At 58.8% G+C, this 24,040-nt stretch carries 26 protein-coding genes and 1 tRNA gene; 22 read left to right on the forward strand and 5 right to left on the reverse strand.

Annotated features, from left to right (window positions below):
• Positions 1–65: 65 nt before the first annotated feature.
• Entirely contained in the window at positions 66–842 is a 777-nt protein-coding gene (locus tag JJB74_RS05840) for an SDR family oxidoreductase (RefSeq protein WP_200590900.1), read from the forward strand.
• Positions 842–1,258, forward strand: a complete 417-nt coding sequence (locus JJB74_RS05845; protein WP_200590901.1) for an acyl-CoA thioesterase — start codon at positions 842–844, stop codon at positions 1,256–1,258. Before JJB74_RS05840 ends, JJB74_RS05845 begins: the two co-directional genes overlap by 1 nt.
• 3 nt (positions 1,259–1,261) lie before the next feature.
• Here the strand turns inward: JJB74_RS05845 and JJB74_RS05850 are convergent, their stop codons facing one another.
• Positions 1,262–1,864, reverse strand: coding sequence for a LuxR C-terminal-related transcriptional regulator (locus JJB74_RS05850; RefSeq protein ID WP_200590902.1), 603 nt, complete (start codon positions 1,862–1,864; stop codon positions 1,262–1,264).
• Positions 1,865–2,013: 149 nt separating this feature from the next.
• On the opposite strand from JJB74_RS05850, the gene JJB74_RS05855 reads away from it, so the two are divergent.
• Both JJB74_RS05855 and JJB74_RS05860 read left to right on the forward strand, forming a co-directional pair.
• Positions 2,014–2,712 carry a CoA transferase subunit A gene (locus tag JJB74_RS05855; protein ID WP_200590903.1) on the forward strand — a complete coding sequence of 233 codons (699 nt, stop codon included), beginning with the start codon at positions 2,014–2,016 and terminating at the stop codon, positions 2,710–2,712.
• Between the two features lie 15 nt (positions 2,713–2,727).
• On the forward strand, positions 2,728–3,381 hold the full coding sequence (locus JJB74_RS05860) for a CoA transferase subunit B (RefSeq protein ID WP_200590904.1): 654 nt from the start codon (positions 2,728–2,730) through the stop codon (positions 3,379–3,381).
• A 96-nt stretch (positions 3,382–3,477) separates the two neighbouring features.
• On the opposite strand, the gene JJB74_RS05865 is transcribed toward JJB74_RS05860, so the two are convergent.
• Entirely contained in the window at positions 3,478–4,272 is a 795-nt protein-coding gene (locus tag JJB74_RS05865; protein WP_200590905.1) for a 3-hydroxybutyrate dehydrogenase, read from the reverse strand.
• Positions 4,273–4,395: 123 nt separating this feature from the next.
• Here JJB74_RS05865 and JJB74_RS05870 point away from each other — a divergent pair, with 123 nt between their 5' ends.
• The 15 genes from JJB74_RS05870 (at position 4,396) to leuA (ending at position 20,115) form a co-directional block, all read left to right on the forward strand.
• A complete protein-coding gene (locus tag JJB74_RS05870; RefSeq protein ID WP_234484003.1) occupies positions 4,396–5,277 on the forward strand; it encodes an alpha/beta fold hydrolase in 882 nt (293 codons plus the stop codon).
• 29 nt (positions 5,278–5,306) lie between these two features.
• The gene (locus tag JJB74_RS05875) at positions 5,307–5,666 is read left to right on the forward strand and encodes a RidA family protein (protein WP_200590906.1); all 360 of its coding nucleotides are present in this window, start codon (positions 5,307–5,309) and stop codon (positions 5,664–5,666) included.
• A gap of 6 nt (positions 5,667–5,672) precedes the next feature.
• Complete coding sequence (locus tag JJB74_RS05880) at positions 5,673–7,931, forward strand: RelA/SpoT family protein (protein ID WP_200590907.1); 2,259 nt, start codon at positions 5,673–5,675, stop codon at positions 7,929–7,931.
• 78 nt (positions 7,932–8,009) lie between these two features.
• A tRNA-Val gene (locus JJB74_RS05885) sits at positions 8,010–8,086 on the forward strand.
• Positions 8,087–8,374: 288 nt separating this feature from the next.
• Positions 8,375–9,511 carry a bactofilin family protein gene (locus JJB74_RS05890; RefSeq protein WP_200590908.1) on the forward strand — a complete coding sequence of 379 codons (1,137 nt, stop codon included), beginning with the start codon at positions 8,375–8,377 and terminating at the stop codon, positions 9,509–9,511.
• 33 nt (positions 9,512–9,544) lie between these two features.
• Entirely contained in the window at positions 9,545–10,111 is a 567-nt protein-coding gene (locus tag JJB74_RS05895; RefSeq protein WP_325170095.1) for an NAD(P)H-dependent oxidoreductase, read from the forward strand.
• A gap of 241 nt (positions 10,112–10,352) precedes the next feature.
• Positions 10,353–12,260 carry a threonine--tRNA ligase gene (gene thrS, locus JJB74_RS05900; protein WP_200591364.1) on the forward strand — a complete coding sequence of 636 codons (1,908 nt, stop codon included), beginning with the start codon at positions 10,353–10,355 and terminating at the stop codon, positions 12,258–12,260.
• A gap of 60 nt (positions 12,261–12,320) precedes the next feature.
• Positions 12,321–12,842 carry a translation initiation factor IF-3 gene (gene infC / locus JJB74_RS05905; protein ID WP_200591365.1) on the forward strand — a complete coding sequence of 174 codons (522 nt, stop codon included), beginning with the start codon at positions 12,321–12,323 and terminating at the stop codon, positions 12,840–12,842.
• 181 nt (positions 12,843–13,023) lie between these two features.
• A complete protein-coding gene (rpmI, locus tag JJB74_RS05910) occupies positions 13,024–13,221 on the forward strand; it encodes a 50S ribosomal protein L35 (protein WP_200590910.1) in 198 nt (65 codons plus the stop codon).
• A gap of 20 nt (positions 13,222–13,241) precedes the next feature.
• Positions 13,242–13,601, forward strand: coding sequence for a 50S ribosomal protein L20 (gene rplT / locus JJB74_RS05915; protein ID WP_200590911.1), 360 nt, complete (start codon positions 13,242–13,244; stop codon positions 13,599–13,601).
• Positions 13,602–13,732: 131 nt separating this feature from the next.
• Positions 13,733–14,749: a phenylalanine--tRNA ligase subunit alpha gene (gene pheS, locus JJB74_RS05920; RefSeq protein ID WP_200590912.1), complete on the forward strand. Its 1,017-nt coding sequence runs from the start codon at positions 13,733–13,735 to the stop codon at positions 14,747–14,749.
• A 20-nt stretch (positions 14,750–14,769) separates the two neighbouring features.
• Entirely contained in the window at positions 14,770–17,199 is a 2,430-nt protein-coding gene (gene pheT, locus JJB74_RS05925) for a phenylalanine--tRNA ligase subunit beta (protein WP_200590913.1), read from the forward strand.
• Positions 17,200–17,219: 20 nt separating this feature from the next.
• Entirely contained in the window at positions 17,220–17,633 is a 414-nt protein-coding gene (locus JJB74_RS05930; RefSeq protein WP_200590914.1) for an integration host factor subunit alpha, read from the forward strand.
• Between the two features lie 9 nt (positions 17,634–17,642).
• Positions 17,643–18,032: a MerR family transcriptional regulator gene (locus JJB74_RS05935; RefSeq protein ID WP_200590915.1), complete on the forward strand. Its 390-nt coding sequence runs from the start codon at positions 17,643–17,645 to the stop codon at positions 18,030–18,032.
• A 415-nt stretch (positions 18,033–18,447) separates the two neighbouring features.
• On the forward strand, positions 18,448–20,115 hold the full coding sequence (gene leuA / locus JJB74_RS05940; RefSeq protein ID WP_200590916.1) for a 2-isopropylmalate synthase: 1,668 nt from the start codon (positions 18,448–18,450) through the stop codon (positions 20,113–20,115).
• A 27-nt stretch (positions 20,116–20,142) separates the two neighbouring features.
• On the opposite strand, the gene JJB74_RS05945 is transcribed toward leuA, so the two are convergent.
• Positions 20,143–20,463: a DUF3135 domain-containing protein gene (locus tag JJB74_RS05945; protein ID WP_200590917.1), complete on the reverse strand. Its 321-nt coding sequence runs from the start codon at positions 20,461–20,463 to the stop codon at positions 20,143–20,145.
• A gap of 109 nt (positions 20,464–20,572) precedes the next feature.
• On the opposite strand from JJB74_RS05945, the gene JJB74_RS05950 reads away from it, so the two are divergent.
• The 3 genes from JJB74_RS05950 (at position 20,573) to JJB74_RS05960 (ending at position 22,217) form a co-directional block, all read left to right on the forward strand.
• Positions 20,573–21,040 carry a hypothetical protein gene (locus tag JJB74_RS05950; protein ID WP_325170096.1) on the forward strand — a complete coding sequence of 156 codons (468 nt, stop codon included), beginning with the start codon at positions 20,573–20,575 and terminating at the stop codon, positions 21,038–21,040.
• Positions 21,041–21,174: 134 nt separating this feature from the next.
• On the forward strand, positions 21,175–21,546 hold the full coding sequence (locus JJB74_RS05955) for a hypothetical protein (protein ID WP_200590918.1): 372 nt from the start codon (positions 21,175–21,177) through the stop codon (positions 21,544–21,546).
• A gap of 197 nt (positions 21,547–21,743) precedes the next feature.
• On the forward strand, positions 21,744–22,217 hold the full coding sequence (locus JJB74_RS05960; RefSeq protein WP_200590919.1) for a Spy/CpxP family protein refolding chaperone: 474 nt from the start codon (positions 21,744–21,746) through the stop codon (positions 22,215–22,217).
• 68 nt (positions 22,218–22,285) lie between these two features.
• Here JJB74_RS05960 and JJB74_RS05965 read toward each other — a convergent pair whose 3' ends face one another.
• Together JJB74_RS05965 and JJB74_RS05970 are read right to left on the reverse strand one after the other, a co-directional pair.
• Positions 22,286–23,416, reverse strand: coding sequence for an SLC13 family permease (locus JJB74_RS05965; protein WP_200590920.1), 1,131 nt, complete (start codon positions 23,414–23,416; stop codon positions 22,286–22,288).
• 257 nt (positions 23,417–23,673) lie between these two features.
• Complete coding sequence (locus tag JJB74_RS05970) at positions 23,674–24,012, reverse strand: hypothetical protein (RefSeq protein ID WP_200590921.1); 339 nt, start codon at positions 24,010–24,012, stop codon at positions 23,674–23,676.
• Between the last annotated feature and the right edge of the window lie 28 nt (positions 24,013–24,040).

The following is a 24,040-nucleotide window of genomic DNA, read 5'->3' on the forward strand; positions in this document are numbered from 1 at the left end:
CTCAACCCGCTCGCTACGTTTTTCAATAGTCTGACAAGGCATCAGAACAGAAAAAGGGGAACACCATGGGTATCGAAATGAATTTCGAAGGCAAGATCGCGCTGGTCACCGGGGCTTCCAGCGGCCTGGGCGCGCGTTTTGCCAAGGTACTGGCACAGGCCGGTGCGCAAGTCGTGCTGGCGTCGCGCCGCATCGAGCGGCTCAAGGAATTGCGTGCCGAGATCGAAGCCGATGGTGGCGCCGCGCATGTGGTCAGCCTGGACGTGACGGACTACGGCAGTATCAAGGCGGCGATCGCGCATGCGGAAACCGAGGCAGGTCCCATCGATATCCTGGTCAACAATTCCGGCGTCTCCACCACCCAGCGCCTGATCGACGTCACCCCGGACGACTATGCATTCGTCATGGACACCAACCAGCGCGGCGCCTTCTTCGTCGCGCAGGAAGCTGCCAAGCGCATGATTGCCCGCGCCAAGGGGGATCCCAAGAAGCAGCACCGCATCATCAACATCGCTTCGGTCGCGGGCTTGCGGGTACTGCCGCAGATCGGCATCTACTGCGTCAGCAAGGCCGCAGTGGTGCATATGACGAAGTCGATGGCGGTGGAATGGGGCCGCTACAACATCAATGTGAATGCGATTTGCCCCGGCTACATCAGCACCGAGATCAACCAGGAGCATTTCGAAAGCGAGCAGGGCAAGAATCTGATCAACATGCTGCCGCGCAAACGCGTCGGTGAACCGAAGGACCTGGACGGCCTGTTGCTGCTGCTGGCGTCCGACGAAGCGCATTTCATCAATGGCGCAATCATGACCGCCGATGACGGCATGAGCGCGAACTGATGACGGCCGAACGCACGCTGGTGCATGTGACCCGCATGCCGATACGCTGGGGCGACATGGACATGATGGGACATGTCAACAACGCGATGTATTTCACCTATCTCGAGACCGCGCGCATCGACTGGTTCAGCGCGGCCGGCGCGCCGCCGAATCCGCAGGGCGAGGGACCGGTGCTGATCAATGCCAGCTGCACATTCCTGAAGCAGCTGGAGTATCCGGGAGAAATTGAGATCAGGACTTTCGTCGGCGCCTTCGGGCGTTCGAGCTTCGAGACCTATCACGAAATCCGGCGCGTCGATCAGCCCGAAGTGCTGAATGCCGAAGGCGCGGCGAAGGTAGTGTGGGTAGACTTCACTGCGGGGAAATCGAAGCCACTGCCGGAAGAGATGCGGGAGCGGCTTTCTCGTCGCTGCTGAGGATTAACGCGAAATCGTCGCTTCGGTCCGCGGCAGGTCCGCCGCCTGCTTCGTCACACCGAGCAACCTGTTCACCAACTCACTCGACGTCGCTGCAGCGAATTTGCGCATCAGCTTGGCGCGATGCATCTCCACCGTCCGCGGCGACAGACCGATCTGCCGCGCGATCAGCTTGCTGGTCTTGCCCTCCACCAGCAGCGCCGCGATCTCGCGTTCACGTGCGGTCAGCTCGGCGGTGACCGGGCGGCGCGCGCTCAGATCTTCGAAAGTCCAGATGCCGGCTGCATGCGCATCATCCTTGATCAGCGCGCTGCCGGTCACATGGCACCAGAACATCTCACCATTGGCGCGCTTCATGATGCGCTCATCCGAGTAATGCCCGCAGGCATTCATGATCGGCACAATGCGCGCGCCAGTGCGCTCGTACTCATCGGTAGACGGATACAGAACCGAGAACGATTTCCCGATCAGGTCGGTGGGGCCGTATCCGAACATGCGAATCAATGCCTGGTTGCAAGCCTGGATGACCCGTTTCTCGGACACGCACATGCCGATCGGCGCATGCTTGAAGATGATTTCAAAATCGATCGCTGCTGGCTGTCTCATCTGGTGGTAGGCTCGATGGCCCGTTGTTATGTTTGTGCTTCGTACTTCTACGGTATTGTGCCGCGCCGCGCGACGGAATTATCCTTCGGGGCGTTAGCAAAAGGGCATATTCCAAACGGAATGCAACCCACTTTACACAAAGGGAAGCCATGAAGAAAGTTTATCCCGATGCCGCGAGCGCGCTCGCGGACATTGTCAAGGACGGACAGATGATCGCCGTCGGCGGCTTCGGCCTCTGCGGCATCCCGGAAGCGCTGATCGCTGCGCTGCGCGATTCGGGAGTGAAGAACCTCACCGCCATCTCGAACAACGCCGGCGTCGACGGCTTCGGTCTCGGCCTGCTGCTGGGCACGCGCCAGATCCGCAAGATGATCGCTTCCTATGTCGGTGAAAACAAGGAATTCGAGCGGCAGTACCTCGCCGGCGAACTCGAGCTGGAATTCACGCCGCAGGGCACGCTGGCTGAAAAGCTGCGCGCCGGCGGTTCCGGCATCCCGGCTTTCTTTACCAAGACCGGCGTGGGCACCATCGTTGCAGAAGGCAAGGATGTGCGCGAATTCGATGGCGAGCAGTATGTGATGGAGCGCTCGCTGGTGCCGGACATCTCGCTGGTCAAGGCCTACATGGCCGACAAGTCCGGCAACCTGGTCTACAACAAGACCGCGCGCAACTTCAATCCAAACGTGGCCATGGCCGGCAAGATCACCGTGGTAGAAGTCGAGAAGCTGGTCGAGGTTGGTGAGCTCGATCCGGACCAGGTGCACACGCCCAGCATCTTCGTGCATCGCATCGTCGTGAATCCGAACCCGGAGAAGCGCATCGAGCAACGCACCGTACGCGCACAATAATCGGGGGACAAGATCATGGCATGGACACGTGAAGAAATGGCCGCGCGTGCGGCGAAGGAATTGCAGGACGGCTTTTACGTCAACCTCGGCATTGGCATGCCAACGATGGTGGCGAACTATGTGCCGCAAGACATGGAAGTGTGGCTGCAGTCGGAAAACGGCTTGCTTGGCATCGGCCCGTTCCCGACGAATGACTCGGTCGACCCCGACCTGATCAACGCCGGCAAGCAGACCGTGACCGCGCTGCCGGGCTCGTCTTATTTTTCGTCGGCGGATTCATTTGCGATGATCCGGGGCAGCAAGATCAATCTGGCCATTCTTGGCGCGATGCAGGTTTCCGAGCATGGCGACCTGGCGAATTGGATGATCCCGGGCAAGATGGTCAAGGGCATGGGCGGCGCGATGGACCTGGTGGCCGGCGTGAAGCGCGTCGTGGTGCTGATGGAACATGTCGCCAAGGCCAAGGACGGCAGCGTCTCGCACAAGATCCTGAAGCAATGCGATCTGCCGCTGACCGGCGTGGGCGTGGTGAACCGCATCATCACCGACCTCGGTGTGATTGATATCACCGACAAGGGTCTGAAGCTCGCGGAGCTGGCGCCCGGCGTCACCGTTGATGAGATCGTCTCGAAGACCAGCGCACCGCTGGATGTGTCGGCCGTGCAGTAATGCCGGCAGTCATGTAAGAGCAATGGCGCCCGCGGGCGCCATTTTCCTTTGCGGAAGGAATGCAGACCGGCATCGCGGCCGGCCGCCGCGACTCGGTTACTGCGCGACCCAGCCGCCATCCATGTTCCATGCCGCGCCGCGTACCTGCTGCGCGGCGTCGCTGCACAGGAACACGGCCAGCGCGCCGAGCTGCTCGGGCGTGACGAATTCGCCGGAGGGCTGCTTCTCCAGCAGCAGCTTGCGCTTGGCTTCTTCAACGGAGATACCGCCTTCCGCGGCGCGCGCATCAACCTGCTTCTGCACCAGCGGCGTCAACACCCACCCCGGGCAGATCGCATTGCAAGTGATGCCGGTTTGCGCGTTCTCCAGCGCGGTGACCTTGGTCAGTCCGACGATGCCATGCTTGGCCGCGACATAGGCGGACTTTTGCGCGGAAGCGACCAGGCCATGGGCTGACGCGATGTTGATGATGCGTCCCCAGTTGTTGGCCTTCATGCGCGGCAGCGCCAGGCGCGTGGTGTGAAATGCCGAGGACAGGTTGATGGCAATCACCGCATCCCATTTCTCCACCGGGAAATCTTCGATGTTGGCCACATGCTGGATGCCGGCATTGTTGACCAGGATGTCGACGCCGCCGAACTCATCGGCAGCGGCGCGCATCATCAGCTCGATCTCCTGCGGGCGCGACATGTCGGCGTTGTGGTAGGAAGTCTTGATGCCGAATTCCTTGGCCGTGTCCGCCTGCAGCTTGGTGATCGCGGTCGGGTCGCCGAAACCGTTGAACATGATGTTTGCGCCTTGCGCCGCCAGCGCGAGCGCGATTCCCAGGCCGATGCCGGAGGTGGAGCCGGTGACGAGGGCGGTCTTGCCTCTGAGAGTCGTTCCTTGCATAGTATCCTCGGTGGTGAATGACGATGACGGTTGATTCGGCTAATGATTCTAAATGCTGGCATCGTTAGAATGTTGCCTTCATGCCGAGCTGGCCCTTCCTTCAGTACTTCTACGGTAACGCCTATGATTCTTCCCGCAACTTCCGTCCCCGCGCAAAAGACGGTGCAGTGCCTGTCCCCGGCCGGCCTTCATACCATGGCCTACAAGGAATGGGGAGACCCGCGCAATCCGCATGTGCTGGTCTGCGTGCATGGTGTCACCAGGGTATCGGATGACTTCGACGACCTGGCCCGCGTGCTGTGCGATCGTTTCCGTGTCGTCTGCCCGGATGTGGTCGGGCGCGGCCGCTCTTCCTGGCTGCGCAATCCGGCCTTTTATGTGCTGCCGCAGTATGTGTCGGACATGGTCACGCTGCTGGCCCGGCTCGATGCCGAAACGCTGGACTGGTGCGGCACTTCGATGGGTGGTTTGATCGGTATGGGCGTGGCATCGCTGGAAGGCAATCCGCTACGTCGCCTGGTGCTCAATGATGTTGGCCCGGCGCTCAATGGCGAGGCGCTGGCGCGCATCGGCGCCTATATCAGCCTGCAACGCCGCTTCGATAGCCTCGATACCGCGCGCGCCTACATCCGCGAAATCAGCGCGCCTTTCGGGCCGCATACCGAAGACCAGTGGAACAAGATTGCCGACGATGTGTTGAAGCAGGATGCCGACGGCAAGTGGATACGCCATTACGATCCGCAGCTGGCCGCGCCGTTCCAGAGCACGACAGTGGAAAGCGCAGCGCAGGCACAGGCCTTGCTCTGGGCTGCCTATGACGCGATACGCTGCCCGACGCTGCTGTTGCGAGGAAGCGAGTCGGACTTGCTGACTTCCGATGCTGCGCGGGAAATGACGCAACGCGGCCCGAAGCCGCAACTGGTGGAATTCGAAGGCGTCGGTCATGCACCGACGCTGATGCATCTGAACCAGATCGCGGCCGTACAGAATTTCCTGCTCGATTGAGCGGGTTGGAAAAGACAAGAGGAACTGAGATGGATATCAAGCGGCTGCATGTGGGCCCGACGCTGTCGGAAGCCGCGATCTGCAACGGCATCGTCTACCTGGCAGGCCAGATCGCCGAGAACGTCACGCACAATATCGAAGGCCAGACCCGCGAGGTGCTGGGTCATATCGACAGGCTGCTGGCCGAATGCGGCAGCGACAGGACACGCATCCTGATGTGCCAGATCTTTCTTGCTGACATGGCGGATTTCGATGCGATGAATGCGGTATGGAAGGAGTGGGTGCCGCAGGGTCATACGCCGCCGCGCGCAACGGTTGAGGCCAGACTGGCACGACCCGAGCTGCTGGTCGAGATAGTCGTCACTGCAGCCCAGGCGGCACAGCAATAAGCGGCAATGGTCTCCATCGCGGTCGCACAGAACGATGTGTCTTCGCAGCTGATTGCCAGCCTGAGCGAGGAAGAGGGCGCACGGGTGCTGGAGGCGCTGGAATTCGTGCGCCCGCTGTATTCAGGCCACCCGGTAGCCACCGGCCAGGACGCCTTCGTGTTTGCCGGGAATGTGGCGGCAACCCTTGCCTCGCTGCGTACCGATGCGCCGACACGCATTGCCGGACTGCTGTTCGAGCTGCCCGTCATCGATGCCAAGGCCGCGGAAACCATCGAAGCCCGCTTCGGCGCGGAAATCGTGGAACTGGTCGACCGTATCCGCCAGATGATGAAGCTGCACGAAACCACTTTCGGACAGCACAAGGCCGCGCCGGACAAGGGTGCAGCACAGGCTGGCGCGCAGGTGGAAGCGCTGCGCAAGATGCTGCTGGCCATGGCTGCAGACATGCGCGTGGTGCTGGTGCGCCTTGCGTCGCGGCTGACCACGCTGCGATACTTCGCCGACAACAAGATCCAGAACGAACGCACTTCGCAATATGCGCGCGAGACGATGGACCTGTATGCGCCGCTGGCAAACCGGCTCGGCATCTGGCAGCTGAAATGGGAGCTGGAGGATTTGTCCTTCCGCTTCCTCGAGCCGGAAACCTACAAGCGCATTGCCAGCATGCTCGAGGAAAAGCGCATGGGTCGCGAGCAGTTCGTCAATGCCGCGATCGCGCGCCTGAAGGCCGAGCTCGCGGCGGCCGGCATCAAGGCCGAGGTCAGCGGCCGGCCCAAGCACATCTACAGCATCTGGAACAAGATGCGCGGCAAGTCGCTGGACTTTTCCGAGCTCTACGATGTGCGCGCCTTCCGCGTCATCGTCGACGATGTGAAGACCTGTTATGCAGTGCTGGGCATCGTGCACAACATCTGGCAGCCGATACCAAAGGAGTTCGACGACTACATCTCGCGGCCGAAGGCCAATGGCTATCGCTCGCTGCACACCGTGGTGATGGCCGAGGATGGCCGCCCGCTCGAAGTGCAGGTGCGCACCAGCGAGATGCATCACTTCGCCGAATATGGCGTGGCCGCGCATTGGCGCTACAAGGAAAGCCCGGGCTCGGCCGGCCAGAAGTACGACGCGAAGATTGCCTGGCTGCGGCAGTTGCTGGCCTGGAAGAGCGAGGTCGTGGATGCGGTCGTTGGCGGCGAGGAGATCCGGCGCGACTGGGTCGAGCAATTGAAATCAGCAGCGCTGGACGACAAGGTCTATGTATTGACGCCGCAGGCCCGCGTGATCGAACTGCCCAAGGGCGCGACGCCGATCGACTTCGCTTATCACCTGCACAGCGATGTCGGCCATCGCTGCCGCGGGGCGAAGGTCGATGGCGTAATGGTGCCGTTGAATACCCAGCTGCGGAACGGACAGACAGTGGAGATCATTACCGCCAAGGGCGAGGCTGCCGCGACCGGGGCCGCGGGACCGTCGCGCGATTGGCTCTCCGGCGACTATGTCGCCAGCCCGCGCACTCGCACGAAGATACGCGCCTGGTTCAATGCGATCGAGCATCAGGAAACCTTGACCGCAGGCCGCGCGCTGCTGGAGAAGACGCTGCAGCGTGAAGGCAAGACCGCGGTGAACCTGGAAGACCTGGCGCACCGGCTCGGTTTTGCCAAGCTGGATGATTTGCTCGGTGACATCGGACGCGAAAAATTCAGCCTGCGTCATGTCGAACAGGCATTGCATGCGGATGATGAGGACAAGGCCAGCAAGACCGTCAATCCGGATGAGGCGGTCGTGCCGCGCAAGAGTCGCGCATCGAGCGTTGCAGCGGGAGCGAAATCGGGCGTGCTGGTCGTCGGCACTGAAGGCTTGCTGACGCAGCTCGCGCGTTGCTGCAAGCCGGCGCCGCCGGATCCCATCATAGGATTCGTCACCCGCGGCAAGGGCGTATCCATCCACAGGAGCAGCTGCAAAAACTTTCGGGCAATGGAAGCTGCCGCGCCGGAGCGTGTGATCGAAGCCGAATGGGGCGCATCCGGCGCGGGTACGGTGTACCCGGTGGATATCTTCATCCTTGCCCAGGATCGTCAGGGCTTGCTGCGCGATATTTCGGATGTGCTGCTGCGCGAAAAGATCAACGTAATCGGTGTGAGCACGCAATCGAGCAAAGGCCAGGCGCGCATGGGCTTCACCGCGGAGATCGAGTCCACCGAGCAGTTGCAGCGCGCATTGCACATCATTCGGGAGGTGAAGGGTGTGCAGGAAGTGCGCAGAAACTAGGACCCGGAACGGCACTTGCCGAATATTGAAAATGAGCCTTGGCAAAATCGTTTCGCCCCCCTATAATCCTGCTTCCTCAGGCGCGTAGCTCAGCTGGTTAGAGCACTACCTTGACATGGTAGGGGTCGTTGGTTCGAGTCCAATCGTGCCTACCAATGAATGTTGGTCTTCATCAGAGGAACAAGATCCATTGGGCTGAAAAACACCATCCTTGTGATGGTGTTTTTTTTCGTCCTTTCACTTCTTCATTCATGTCCAGCCTGCCTTTGTGGCTGGCGCGACTCACAACCTGTATACCTCTGCTTTTCCTGAGGCTGCGCAATCCGCCCGTTGCTGTAATTTTTGATGTATGTCAAGCGCGCTACTTCAGGTGACGACAAGTGCCGGCTAGTATGAAACTTCGTTCATTCGGCTTAACGCTCGCGCCCTGTCCGGAGGTCGTCATGTCTTCATGCTTCCCTATTGCTGCGGCATTGGTTCTGGCCACTCTTCCACTTTTCGCTGTCGCTGATAACGAAACGGTAAAAAGCTCCGCGGCTGAAACGCGCTACCTGAGCGGCGGTGTGGTCAAGGTGAATGTGCCGGTTGAGGGCGATCTGTATGCCTTTGGCGGGCAGGTGAACGTGGCGCAATCGGTTAGCGGCCTTGCCACGCTGGCCGCGGGGGATGTGCGTGCGGCAGGCGACATGGGCGGCGACCTGCGCGCTGCAGGAGGGAGGGTCAATATCGACGCGCGGGTCGGCAAGGACTTGTCGGCGGCCGGCGGCGAAGTCCACCTCGGTCCTGCCGCGCAGGTGCTTGGCAATGCCAGCATCGCTGGCGGCGAAGTGGCTATCAACGGCAGCATCGATGGCAACGCCAAGGTTTATGCGGGAAAAATCACGCTTGCCGGCAGGGTCGGCGGCGATGCACGTTTGGTTGGTGATGAGCTGCAGCTGCTCCCCGGAGCAGTGATTGTCGGCAATCTGCATTATGCAAGCCGCAATCCCTTGTCCGATGAACAGAGGCACCTAGTGAGAGGGCAGGTGATACGCGAAGACGAAGAACGGCCTGCGGCAGCGCAGGTGAAATCCGGTTTCTGGTTCCACCCGATGTTTGGGCTCAGCATGCTGGCTTGCGGATCGCTGCTTTTCCTGCTGTTCCCGAATGCAATCGGCGGCGTGCAGCAGTCGATCGGACAGGCGCCCTTGCGCAGCGCCTTGCTCGGCTTGGCGACTCTGGTCGCGCTGCCGCTGCTGGCGCTGTTTTTCGTGCTGACCATCATTGGCATTCCGATCGGTTTTACCTTGATGCTGATGTATCCCCTGGTGCTGATGCTCGGTTACCTAGGCGCCGCTTTCGTCATCGGGCGCAAGGCTTGCGAAACGCTGCGCCAACATGACGGCACAACGACGCCCGCAAGACAGATCCTGTTCTTCGCATTGGCGCTGGTGCTGCTCGGTATCGTTGCGGGCATACCGTTTCTTGGTCGGATTCTGGTGTTCTTCGCTCTGATTACCGGCATCGGCGGCTGGGCTGGTTGGGCCTACCGCCGGCTGCGCCAGCAGCGTGCCGTGCCAGGGTCGGAAGTCGCAGTGTAATTACGGCGAGGCAGTGGCATGGGAAGGCGCGTATTGCTGATACAAGGACATCCGGATAACGGCGAGCGGCATTACCTGCATGCGCTGGCGGATGCCTACGCTGATGGCGCAAGGGAGGGCGGGGCAGAATTGCGGCTTATTACGGTCGCTGAACTGAACTTCCCGCTGCTGCACAGCCAAAAGGAATGGGAGCATGAAGCTTGTCCGCAAGCCTTGCTTGCTGCTCAGGATGCGCTGCGCTGGAGCGATCACCTCGTTATTCTTTATCCAATGTGGCTGGGCGAAATGCCCGCATTGATGAAGGGATTTCTCGAGCAGGTGTTGCGGCCGGGATTCGCTTTCGATGCGGCGGGCGCGCGCGCAGCCAAGCCGCTCGCGGGTCGCAGCGCCCGGGTGGTGGTCAGCATGGGAATGCCTGCGCCCGTGTATCGCTGGTTCTTCCGGGCGCACAGTCTCAAGAGTCTGGAACGTAATGTGTTGCGCTTCGTTGGGATTGGCCCGGTCAGATCGACCCTGATTGGTAGTGTTGAGACACAGGGTGACGAGGGGCGTGCGCGCTGGTTGAAGCGGATGCACGATCTCGGGCGCCGGGCTCGCTAGCAAAAGCTTGCGGACTCTGCTATTCTCGGCAGCCTTATTTCCATCCATTTTGTAAGAGCGAGAAAGGCAGCAACGGTTATGACACCGCGAACTACGACTTTGATGTTCCTCACGCGACGCTAGTCGGGTTCTTTTTCGTTCCTGCATCATGAAAAAGCGCGGCTGGTCCGCGTTTTTTTTCGTCCTCGTTTTTCCCTTATTCGATTGCGGCAGGGTGACATCCCGGCCGATGGAGAACACCATGATTTCAGTCAGACTTCCCGATGGTTCGCAGCGACAGTTCGAACAAGCTGTAACGGTAGCGCAAGTCGCGGCCAGTATCGGTTCCGGCCTGGCCAAGGCTGCGCTCGCTGGCAAGGTCGATGGCAAGGTCGTCGACACCTCTTTCCTCATCGATCATGACGTCGATCTGGCCATCGTTACCGACAAGGATCCGGAAGGCATCGACGTCATTCGTCATTCCACGGCGCACTTGCTGGCCTATGCGGTCAAGGAGCTGTTCCCCGAAGCGCAGGTGACCATCGGCCCGGTGATCGAAAATGGTTTCTACTACGACTTTTCCTACAAGCGTCCGTTTACGCCCGAAGATCTGCAGGCAATCGAGAAGAAGATGGCGGAACTGGCCAAAAAGGATGAGCCAGTGACGCGCTCGGTGCTGCCGCGCGACGAGGCTGTCTCTTTCTTCAAGTCGATCGGCGAAGACTACAAGGCGGAAATCATCGCTTCGATTCCGCAGAACGAGGACGTGTCGCTGTACAGCGAAGGCAAGTTCACCGATCTGTGCCGCGGCCCGCACGTGCCATCCACTGGCAAGCTGAAAGTCTTCAAGCTGATGAAGCTTGCCGGAGCCTATTGGCGCGGCGATTCGAAGAACGAGATGCTGCAGCGTATCTACGGCACCGCATGGACGAAGAAGGAAGATCAGGAAGCCTATCTGCATATGCTGGAAGAGGCGGAAAAGCGCGACCATCGCAAGCTCGGCCGCCAGCTCGATTTGTTCCATTTCCAGGACGAGGCGCCAGGCCTTATCTTCTGGCATCCAAAAGGTTGGACGATCTGGCAGCAGGTCGAGCAATACATGCGGCGCGTGTACCAGGAGAATGGTTTCCAGGAAGTGAAGGCGCCGCAGATTCTCGATCGCAGCCTGTGGGAGAAATCCGGCCACTGGGAAAACTACAAGGAGAACATGTTCACGACGGAATCGGAAAACCGCGCCTATGCGTTGAAACCGATGAATTGTCCGGGACATGTGCAGATCTTCCGATCCAATCTGCATTCCTATCGCGAACTGCCGCTGCGTTACGGCGAGTTTGGACAGTGCCATCGCAACGAGCCGTCGGGTTCACTGCACGGCATGATGCGGGTGCGTGGTTTTACGCAGGATGATGGCCACATTTTCTGCACCGAGGATCAAATCCTCGATGAATGCGTAAATGCGACCGCACTGCTGCAAAAGGTTTATCGGGATTTCGGTTTCAACGAGATCATCTACAAGGTCGCTACTCGCCCCGAGAAGCGTGTTGGTGCGGATGAGTTGTGGGACAAGGCGGAGCAGGCGCTGATCGAGTCGCTGCGTCGTTCCGGTTGCGAGTTTGAAATCGCTCCAGGCGAGGGCGCTTTCTATGGCCCGAAAATCGAATACACGTTGAAGGATGCGATCGGCCGCATGTGGCAGTGCGGCACTATCCAGGTTGACTTTTCAATGCCAGTTCGTCTCGACGCCGAGTATGTCGCGGAAGACAACACGCGCAAGACGCCGGTAATGCTGCATCGCGCGATCCTCGGTTCGCTCGAGCGTTTCATCGGCATGCTCATCGAAAACCATGCGGGTGCATTACCCCTTTGGCTGGCGCCAGTGCAGGTCGTTGTGCTCAATATTTCGGATGCACAGGCTGAATATGCACAAAATGTTGCACAAGCTCTGAAAAAACAAGGATTTAGAGTCAACGCCGATTTGCGGAACGAGAAAATAACCTATAAAATACGCGAGCATTCTGTCCAAAAAATCCCATACATTGTTGTTGTTGGCGATAAGGAAAGGGATGCAAACACAGTGGCCGTGCGCGCGCGTGGCAATGTCGATCTAGGCAGCATGCCGATCGACGCCTTGGTGGAACGCCTGGCAATGGAACGTGACACCAAAGCCTGAAGCGAAGCTCCACCGAGCATAGGCGCGGTCTAATCTTTAGATTTTCCAAAGGAAACTACGATAGCTACTGACAAGTCGCATCGCATCAATGGCGAAATTCATGCGCCGGAGGTGCGTCTATCCGGGATCGAGAACGAGCCTTTGGGCATCGTTAGCCTGGCCGAAGCCTTCCGCATGGCGGAAGAAAAAAACGTGGACCTGGTCGAAATCGCACCGAACGCGGTTCCTCCGGTGTGTCGCCTGATGGACTATGGCAAGTTCAAGTACCAGGAACAGAAGCGCGCCCACGAAGCCAAGCTCAAGCAGAAAATTATCTCGGTCAAGGAAATCAAATTCCGCCCTGGCACGGATGATGGTGATTACAACATCAAGTTGCGTAACCTCATCAAGTTCCTTGAAGAGGGTGACAAGACCAAGATCACCTTGCGTTTTCGTGGTCGCGAGATGGCGCACCAGGATATCGGTATGCGCATGCTGGAACGTCTGAAGGCAGATCTCGAGCCTTTTGGCCAGGTTGAGCAATGGCCAAAGATGGAAGGTCGCCAGATGGTGATGGTTTTGGCGCCGAAGAAGAAAAAGTAAGCGTAGCGTCGCGGTTTCCGAAAAAGAATTTGTGCAGACGCCTTTTGCGGGCGTTTCGCGCGAACTGCGCCAGTCATTCAGGCTGGTGACAAACAAGTGAGTGCAGGCATCCAAGTGCAGCCACAGGCTGCCACCTGCAATCATGTCAAAAATGGAGCTGTCCATAAGGACAGGTATTGTTATGCCAAAAATGAAAACGAAGAGCAGCGCCAAAAAGCGCTTTCGTGTACGTCCGGGTGGCACCGTCAAGCGCGGTCAAGCCTTCAAGCGCCACATCCTGACCAAGAAAACCACCAAGAACAAACGCCAGCTGCGCGGTGCTGAGAACGTCCATGCGACGAACCTCGATTCCGTTCGCGCAATGATGCCGTTCGCCTAACCTCACATTAAGGAGTTAACATGCCTAGAGTAAAACGTGGGGTCACGGCACGGGCCCGTCACAAGAAAGTTCTTGACGCCGCCAAGGGTTACCGCGGCCGTCGCAGCAAAGTCTTCCGCGTCGCCAAGCAGGCGGTTATGCGCGCTGGGCAATATGCCTATCGCGACCGCCGTAACAAGAAGCGCGTATTCCGTGCACTGTGGATTGCGCGTATCAACGCCGCTTCCCGTTCGCATGGCCTGACCTACAGCGTCTTCATGAATGGCCTGAAGCGCGCCGCGATCGAACTGGACCGCAAGGTCTTGGCCGATATGGCGGTGACTGACAAGCCGGCATTCGCCGCAATCGTCAACCAAGTCAAAGCCACGATCGCCGCTTGAGCGGTTGTTGCCATCGCCCGTAAAGGGTGAGCGCCAAGCGGGGCACAGGGTCACACCTTTGCCCCGCTTTGTTTGTCGGGCCGAATCAGGCTCGCCTGTTTTGGCTTTTCATGAATGCGGGAAATCATCGCATGAGCTCCTTAGAAGACATCGTAGCAGCGGCCCAGGCCGATTTTGCCTTGGCGCCGGACGCCGTGGCGCTGGAAAACGCAAAGGCCAAATACCTAGGCAAGACCGGCCAGATCACCGAGCAGATGAAAGGCCTTGGCAAGCTTGCGCCGGAAGAAAGGCGCTCTCAAGGCGCCATCATCAACGCCGCGAAGGAAAAAATCGAGGCCGCGCTGACGGCGCGCCGTGATGCGCTTGCCAATGCGCAGATGCAGTCCCGTTTAAATGCGGAAGCCATCGATGTCACGCTTCCGGGGCGCGGTCGCCGCTTCGGCGGCATTCATCCGGTAATGCGTACCTGGCAGCGCATTGAGGAAATCTTCGGTTCGATCGGTTTCGAGGTGGCGGACGGCCCGGAAATCGAGAACGACTGGACCAATTTCACCGCACTGAACAGCCCGGAAAATCATCCCGCACGTTCGATGCAGGACACCTTCTATGTCGACGGCAAGGATAGCCAGGGTAAGCCGCTGCTGCTGCGCACCCATACCAGCCCGATGCAGGTGCGTTACGCGCGCATGAACCAGCCGCCGATCAAGGTCATCGCTCCGGGACGGACCTACCGCGTAGACAGTGATGCCACGCATTCGCCGATGTTCCATCAGGTCGAAGGCCTGTGGCTGGACCGGGACATCAGCTTCGCCGATCTCAAGGGCGTTTATCTGAACTTCGTGCGCGCCTTTTTTGAAACCGATGATTTGCAGGTGCGGTTTCGTCCATCCTATTTCCCGTTTACCGAACCTTCGGCCGAGATCGATATTGCTTTCGGCAGCGGTCCGTTGAAGGGCCGCTGGCTCGAGGTTTCCGGAGCCGGGCAGGTGCATCCAACAGTCATCCGGAACATGGGCTTCGATCCGGAGCAAATCACCGGTTTCGCATTCGGCTCGGGTTTGGAACGGCTGACGATGCTGCGCTATGGCATCAACGACTTGCGTCTGTTTTACGAAGGCGACCTGCGCTTCCTAAAACAATTCAATTAAGCAATTAGGCACGGTTCACTATGCAATTCTCCGAAAGCTGGCTGCGCACGATGGCCAATCCGAAAATCACTTCGGATGAACTGGCGCATCTGTTGACGATGTCTGGTCTGGAAGTGGAAGAGGTGGAGCCCGTGGCGCCGCCGTTCACCGGGGTCGTGGTGGCAAAGGTGGTCGAGGTGACTCGCCATCCGAATGCGGATCGGCTCAATGTGTGCCAGGTCGATGCCGGCTCCGGTTCCCTGCTCAATATTGTTTGCGGAGCGCCCAACGTTCGCGCGGGAATGCATGTGCCGTGCGCATTGCCAGGCGCATCGCTGCCACCCGGCGAGGACGGCAAGGCTTTCGAAATCAAGATAGGCAAACTTCGCGGCGTAGAGTCTCAGGGAATGTTGTGCTCGGCGCGCGAACTCGGTTTGTCCGAGGATCATGGCGGCCTGCTCGAATTGCCGGTCGATGCGCCAATCGGAAAGAATTTCCGTGATTACTATCGCCTCAACGACCTCAAATTCACCATCAAGCTGACACCGAATCGGGCGGATTGCCTTTCGGTACTCGGCGTGGCGAGGGAAGTGTCCGCGCTGACCGGCGTGCCCTTGCATGCGCCGACGTCCCAGCCCGTGATACCAAACTCCGATGAGAAGCTGCCGGTGCGGATTTCGGCACCTGATCTGTGTGGACGGTTCTCGGGACGGATCATCCGCGGCCTGAATGCGCGTGCGGCAACGCCCGACTGGATGAAGCAGCGCCTGGAGCGCAGCGGCCAACGCTCGATTTCGGCTCTGGTGGATATCTCCAACTATGTAATGCTCGAACTGGGCCGACCGACGCATGTCTTCGATCTCGACAAGATTCATGGCGGACTGGATGTGCGCTGGGGGCGCAAGGGCGAAAGCCTGAAGCTGTTGAACGGCAATACGGTCGAGCTTGATGAGTGGGTCGGCGTGATCGCTGATGAGCAGCAAGTCGAATCCCTGGCGGGCATCATGGGCGGCGACGCTACTGCGGTGAGCCTAGATACCGTCAACATTTATCTCGAAGCCGCATTCTGGCACCCCCAGGCGCTGCAGGGCCGTGCACGTCGCTACAATTTTTCCACCGACGCCGCCCATCGTTTCGAGCGCGGCGTCGACTATGCGACCACGGTTGAACATATCGAGCGCATCACCGCGCTAATCGTAGAGATTTGTGGTCAATCTGGCATTACGATGATTGGGCCGGTGGAAGATCAGATCACCACGCTTCCGGAGCGCAAGCCAGTTTCAGTGCGCACAGCGCGTGCGCAGAAGATCATTGGTGTGCCGCTGAATGATGAGCAGATTGCCGATATCTTCACGCGACTCGGCTTGCCGTTCAGCCACGAACCAGGCCTGTTCAGTGTGACGCCGCCAACTTACCGCTTCGATATCGACATCGAGGAAGACCTGATCGAAGAAATCGCGCGCGTGTACGGATTCGAGAACATTCCGGCACAGCCGCCGGTTGCCGCGAACGCAATGCGCATTCGTCCGGAAAATCAGCGTTCGCTCTTTACGATACGCCGTGAACTCGCGGATCTGGATTACCAGGAAGTCGTCAATTTCAGTTTCGTTGAAGAATCCTGGGAGCAGGATTTTGCCAATAACACCAATCCCATTCGCTTGCTGAACCCGATCGCCAGCCAGATGAGCGTCATGCGTTCGACCCTGATCGGCGGTCTGATTGCCAATGTACGTTACAACCTGAACCGGAAGAACAACCGGGTTCGCATCTTCGAAATTGGTTCAGCTTTCCTGCGCGACAGCCAATCCCAAGACGGTCCGCTTTCGGTGGCGGGTTATGTGCAGCCGAAGCGGGTGGCAGCGCTGGCGTATGGTCAAGCTCTAACCGAGCAATGGGGAGCGCCGGCACGCAATGTCGATTACTTTGATGTAAAAGCCGACCTTGAAGCGATGTTCGACGCTGATAGCTTGCGCTTTGCACGTACCAACCACCCGGCCTTGCATCCGGGACGCTCGGCTGCAGTGATGTTTGAAGGACGGGAAATCGGCCTCATCGGAGAGCTGCATCCGCGCTGGCAGCAGAAGTACGAGCTGCCTTTGGCTCCGGTTTTGTTTGAAGTCGATGCATTGGCATTGCAAGCGCAAAGGGTGCCTGTCTATCAAGAAATTTCGAAATTTCCGGCAGTTAACCGAGACCTCGCCTTGTTGGTGAAAAGCCACGTTCAGTCACAAGATTTATTGGATGTTTTTTCCTCTGAGAAATTATCGAATCCACTTGGCCGATTGGTCCAAGCCATTGTTTTATTTGATGAATATCGCGGGAAAGGCTTGCAAAATGATGAAAAAAGCCTTGCTTTCCGATTCACATTGCAAGATACTCAAACGACTCTGAACGACAACAATGTGGACGCCGCGATGGCTGCATTCATTGAGGCTGCCCAACAAAAATGCGGTGCTACGCTCCGCGCCTGACTTGGGTGGAGATAACCGAAATGAATGATGTGAACTCAGCCGAATTTCAATCCGTATTGGCCGCCGACCTCGATCGCGCATTAATGGAAGCCCAGGCGCGCTCACAGGCGCAAAAAGAGCTGCCAACCTTGACCAAGGCTGAGCTGGCCGAGCTGCTTTTCGAGCAGGTCGGTTTGAACAAGCGTGAGGCCAAGGACATGGTGGAAACCTTCTTCCTTGAGATACGCGATGCGCTTGAGCGTGGTGAGCAGGTGAAATTGTCCGGCTTCGGCAATTTCCAATTGCGCGATAAACCGCAGCGTCCGGGCCGCAATCCAAAAACTGGCGAAGCTATCCCAATTACCGCACGCCGCGTCGTCACTTTTCATGCCAGCCAGAAACTGAAAGGTTTGGTCGAAGCGGCTAGCCGCAAGCCACTTACCCGCGTGGTGTAATTCGTGTCCATGACTGATAAGAACAACAAGCAAGAACTGATCGAACTTCCGCCGATACCGGCCAAACGTTATTTCACCATTGGGGAAGTCAGCGAATTGTGCGGCGTTAAGCCGCATGTGCTGCGCTATTGGGAGCAGGAATTCACCCAATTGCGACCGGTAAAACGTCGTGGCAACCGGCGCTATTACCAGCATCATGAAGTACTGCTGATAAGGCGTATTCGTGAATTGCTCTACGAGCAGGGTTTTACGATTAGCGGTGCACGTAACAAGCTCGGACGTCGCCTGGCTGAGTTCGGCGACCTCGAAGATGAACCCGTTACACCGCCGCCTCCAGTTGTCGACGTGGCCGAGCTGCGCAGTGAATTAAGCCAGATTCTTGCGCTGCTGCAGCGTTAACACTGCAAATCCCCGCTTGACAATCCATCCGCCGAGCACTTATGGTGCTCGGATGCCTCCCGCATCCCGTCAATTGTTCCCGTTCTCGCTATCCGCTCCTGCGGCCCTGGCGCTACGACTACGCCTAGCGTAAATACGCACTCTGCACCGCCACAAGGCGGGCGCCCATCTCCGGCGCAGGCAACGGTCAACAGAACGCAGGAACGACGAGCATGCATTTCAAACTGATCCCCGCAACACGAATCGACGGCGAAATTTTCGGCCTGCATGTCTTTGCACGTGCACTTGCGCTGCTACCGCTAGCGATCGGTTGCCTGGCCTCGCGTTGACGTGGCAGCCAGGCAGCCGGAATAAGCCACGATGCCCCATTCACGGCGGAGCCGAAATCCGCCGCCGACACAGACAAGGACCGATCATGATGTTGAGCAATCCCTCAAGCAAATATGCCCCCTTTGCGCCAGTAGGCCTGAAGGACCGTACTTGGCCAGACCAAGTCATCGCCAAGCCGCCAATCTGGATGAGCACCGATCTGCGCGATGGCAACCAGGCACTGATTGAGCCAATGAGTCCAGAGCGCAAGCTGCGATTTTTTAATCTTCTGCTGCAAACCGGCCTGAAGGAAATCGAAGTGGGCTTTCCTTCGGCTTCGCAGACCGACTTCGATTTTGTGCGCATGCTCATCGAGGAAAACCGTATACCGGAAGACGTCACGATCATCGTTCTGACGCAGTCGCGTGAGGAGTTGATCCGGCGCACGGTGGAAGCGGTGCAGGGCGCGAAGCGGGCGATCATTCACCTGTATAACTCGACGGCGCCGGCATTCCGGCGCGTCGTTTTCAATCTGCCGCGCGAAGAAATCAAGGGCATCGCGGTGCGTGGCGCGCGCCTGGTGAAGCATCTCACCGCCGATCTGCCGGAGACCGATTGGGGCTTTGAATACACCCCCGAATCCTTCAGCCAGACTGAACTGGATTTCGCCAAGGAAGTTTGCGATGCCGTATCCGAGGTATGGCAGCCGACGCCGGAACGCAAGATGATCATCAACCTGCCGTCCACCGTGGAAAGCAGCACACCAAACGTCTACGCCGACCAGATCGAATGGATGCACCGCCATCTCGCCAGGCGCGACGCCATCATCCTGAGCGTGCATCCGCACAATGATCGCGGCACGGCCATCGCTGCAGCGGAATTTGCCGTCATGGCCGGCGCGCAGCGGGTGGAGGGCTGCCTGTTCGGTAATGGCGAGCGCACCGGCAATGTTGACTTGGTCACCCTCGCGCTGAACCTCTATACCCAAGGCGTGCATCCGGGACTGGACTTCTCGGACATCGATGCGGTGCGCCAGTGTGTCGAAGAGTGCAATCAGATTCCAGTGCATCCGCGCCACCCCTATGTTGGCGACCTGGTATTCACCGCATTCTCGGGATCGCACCAGGATGCGATCAAGAAGGGCTTTGCGCAGTACCGCCCGGGCGACGTCTGGGACATTCCCTACCTGCCGATCGACCCCGCCGACCTCGGCCGAAATTATGATGCGGTGATTCGGGTCAACAGTCAGTCTGGGAAGGGCGGCATGGCGTATCTGCTCGAACAGGAATACGGCCTGGCCTTGCCGCGCCGCTTGCAGATTGAATTCAGCAAGGCAGTGCAGGCTGCTGCGGATGACACCGGCAAGGAAATCACCGCCCGGGAAATCCATCGCATCTTCAGCGCCGAATACCTGGAAGGGGAAACGCCTTATGCCTATGTCGGCCACCGGATGAGTGAAAACACCTCGGATCCGGAACCAGTGCAGATTGACGCCGTGCTGCGGCACGATGGCATGGCTCTCGAGGTGAAAGGCGCAGGCAACGGGCCGATCGATGCATTCGTGCGCGCGCTCGCACTAGACGTGCGCGTGATGGATTACCACGAACATGCGATCGGCAGCGGGGCGGATGCGAAGGCGGCGAGCTACATTGAACTCCGGGTCGGCAATGGGCCGACCACCTTTGGGGTTGGCATCGACGCGAACATCGCAACGGCATCGTTCAAAGCGGTGATCAGCGCGATCAACCGCGATCTCTGCCGCCGCCAAGCCTGATGGCGCCTGCGGCCTGACGAGCGGCGTTCAGCGCAGGCGCAAGCGCAGCAGCAGTGCTTCGGTTTGCGCCTGTGATGCCGCTTTCAAACCGATGCGCCATGCGTCCTGCAGCTGCGAAACCGATTGCCGCATCATCTGGAACGCAGTGGCGGCCGCCTCGATCGGGCTGCCGGCGCGCGCGCGCCGGATTTCTATAACCTCCAGCAATTCCTCCAGCGCGGCCTGATGCCGCGCTGGAGCTGTATCAACTGCCTGACGCAACATCTTGCGTCGATAACGCTCAAACGCTTCAGGATCCTGTTCGTGCAGCCGTACCAGAACATCGAATTCGGGCAGTCCGTTTTCCATGGCATCACCGACCCATGAGTTGCAATGTTGCTAAGTTTATCCGAATCCGGGAATTGATATTTATGCAATGTCAACGCTGGGCAGAGATAGGTAGGGCAGCGCACAGACAGTGCCTGAAAATCGCATTACATTGGGTTTTCTTATCAAGGGAGCCAAAACCATGAAACACCCCAATGCTTATCTACAATCCTGTTGTGCCGGCATTGTCATCGCTGTCAGCACAATGCTTGTCTGCTCGCCAAGCTTTGCGGCGGGTAAAGCCAAGTCTTCCGGGACCGACGACAGTTATCAGCAGCAACGTGCCGATTGTCTTGCCGGCCGAACTGCCGAAGACCAGGCGACTTGTTTGCGCGAAGCGGGCGCTGCACGCCAGGCGGCGCAAAAAGGCGATCTGAGCAATGGTTCGGATTACCAGCGTAACGCAATGCAGCGTTGCCAGCCCTTGCCGCCGGATGACCGTGCCGACTGCGAACGGCGCGTGCGCGGCGAAGGAAGCACCAGCGGCAGCGTTGGCGGCGGTGGTATTTACCGGGAATTGCGCACCACGAAACCAGCTCCGGAAGATGGCAAGCAGTAGGGCCGGACAGCGACTTCCGGCATCACGATTGCAAGCTTGCCGGATGCGCTCCTGATCCTTACCGCTAAATTTCGGACGCGGCCGCTTGAACCATGTCATGCCTTTGGCGCCAACATGACTGGAAAAGCCCAGTCGTGGTTGAATCGATTCCTGCCATCGTGCTGTCATGCCGAAACGCGCCGTCGCACCGATACGGCATGCAGGATGCACAATGCGACAAGCCTCTCGTTCGCTGGCTTGCGCCGGCGGACCGGTCTAACCCTGATGAAGTCAAGAAAGGAGTGATAACCATGCCCTCGCAGCAATACACTCGCAGCACCGGAAAACGCCTTACCTATCTGATCGCCTATGACAAGGGCGAATACTTTATCGAACGCGACGGTTTGCTCAAGAAGGCCGTGCCGGATGCGATGGCAACCGGCATATCGCCCTCGGAAGCAACGCCGAAAATGATGCTCAGACTGGCCATCGGCGACATCGAATCGCTCAACGGGATGGACGAGTAAGCGTAGGTATCGGTATCGTGCGCGCGAAGCATAGGCGGGCGGCGCAACGCGCCATGACAGCATCCCGATACATCTGATACACGGCGATACAAAGCCGCAGCTTGCTGACATCTTTCCGATACATGGTTTGGGCATCATGTGCAGCATGTGCAGAGCCGGTCTGCACATCTCTCAACCACCGCAAGGAAGGAATCACAATGAACAAGCTCTATCAATCGCTGCTGACCACGCTGCTCGCCGCCGGCATCTCGGGCGCCGCCTTTGCCGCACCGCCGGCCGCCGGCGGTCCCGGGCCTGGTTCCGACCCGATGATGGCTGGCGAACATCATCAGGGAGGAGGGGACCGGCTCCAGCATTTCCAGCGTCGCCAGACCGAGCTGCACGACAAGCTCAAGCTCGACGCAAAGCAGGAAGCCGCATGGAAAACCTACATCGCCGCGATTCAGCCGAGCGCAACGCAGCAGCCGCCGCAACGTGAGGATATGCGCAAGCTGCCAGCGCCGGAGCGGGTGGAAAAGATGCTCACGGCGATGCGCGAACGCGAAGCCATGATGAGCAAGCATCTCGAGGCGATGAAAGTCTTCTACGCCACGCTGTCACCGCTGCAGAAGCAGATTTTTGATGACAATGTCGGCGGCGGCGCGATGATGCAGCATCACCGCCATCGCTGAAGCCATCTTCAGAAGTTCACACCGCCGCTACTGGCGCGGCGGTGTCACGCCAAGCTAAATCTCTCTTTCTAACGCAGCCACCATGCAATGCCGGCCGCCGCTGCCAGAAATGGCAGCGACCACGCATGGAAGCGCAACCAGATCCCCCGTTCCGGCGCCATGCGCAGCGCGATGATGTTGGCCAGCGAACCAATGATCAGGCCGAAGCCTCCGGCATCCACCGCAAAGGCAATCGTCTTCCAATCCTTGCTGTATTCAGCCAGAAGAATCGCAGCCGGCACGTTGCTGATCAGCTGCGAAGCGCCGACGCCGAGCAGGAAGAGCTGCGGGGTGTGTTCGGGATGCCAATGTGCGATCCATTCGCGCAGCGCTGGCAAATTGGCGACCTGCCGCAAGTCGATGAACATCAGGATGAATATCAGGATGAGCGCCCAATCCACCTGAGCAAGAACCCGGCGCCAGAGGATGAGAAAAGGCAGCGCCACCAGCAGCAAGGCTGCCAGCGGATGATGCAGGTCCGTCAGGATCAGAAACGGCGGGTACAGCAGCAAGGCCACCGTGAGCAGACGGCGGTCAGTGTCATGTGCCGTGCCATCGGCATCGAATTTCAACGGCTTTGAAGAAAATGCGAGCAACGTCAGGCAGGCCAGCGCCAGCATCAGCGCGGCAGCCAGCGGCAGCATGGCCAGCAGAAATTCGGAAAAGGGAGTGCCGGACAATTGCCAGAGAAACAGGTTTTGCGGATTGCCGATCGGCGTTGCCGTCGATCCGGCATTGGCGGCCATGGCTTCGAAGATGACCAGGCGACCGAGCGGCACCCCCGCGCGTGCCAGCGTCAGCGTCAGCGGCACCATCACGAACAGCGCGACATCGTTGGTCAGTACCGTGGACAGCAGTCCGGTCGTGGCGACCAGAAATAGCGCAAGCGCTCGCTCGTTCGGCATCATCCCGACCAGCTTGCGCGCTACGCGCGGCAGATAACCCGAAGTTTCAACGCCTTTCGTCAGCGTAAGCAATCCGCCCAGCGTGGCGATAGTCGGCCAGTCCACCATGCGTGGATAGTGAACGATCGCGGATGGCGTGACAAAAGCCAGCAGCACCAGGCCCAGCAAGAGAATCTGAAAGAGGCGATCACGGCGCAACGCCAGAAATAGCCCGTGTAACAGGCCGGCCTGCGGGGCCGCGTTTGCCTCAGCCATGAGCGAGTCGCCCAAAAGCCAGCCGCGAACGGGAAGCCTCTGCAGGCCCCACGAGATCAGAACAAGATGACGACATGACAGCTTTCGGCGGTGGAAGTCGGCGCATTATAGCCAAGCGGATTGGCGCCCACGCCGCAAAGCTGCATGGAATTGCGACAGTGCAAGTTATTCGATAAGAATCAAACGACTAGCGTCGTTGGAGAGGACTTGTCCACAGCATTGTCCACGAAAGCTGTGGGTAAATCGGGATTGCCGCTTCAGCGTATGCGCCGCGCTTCCAGCACCGCCTGTATCGCATAGTCGCGCGCTTTCTGCCGGGTTTCTGTCAGCACGTCATTGGCCCATTGGGTGTAGCCGAATAATTCATAGGTAGGGAGCAACATGCGCTGATAGTGGTCATCGCAGGCTGACAGCGCGGCCGAAGCGATGTCGGAAGGGAGGGCGTTCTGGCCGGCGGAAGATTCTGCGTATTTCTTTACACAGGCGAGGTACTGCTTGTACGCATCATCCTGACGGCTGCGGCTATCGCCAAAGAATTGGGCATGGGCACTGCAGGCAGTCAGAACGAGAAGAGCCATGGCAAGCTGCTTTTTCATACATTCTCCGGAAGGGATGAGAAATCTT

The sequence above is a fragment of the Noviherbaspirillum pedocola genome (genome assembly GCF_016632335.1).
GTDB classification, from domain to species: Bacteria; Pseudomonadota; Gammaproteobacteria; order Burkholderiales; family Burkholderiaceae_D; genus Noviherbaspirillum_A; species Noviherbaspirillum_A pedocola.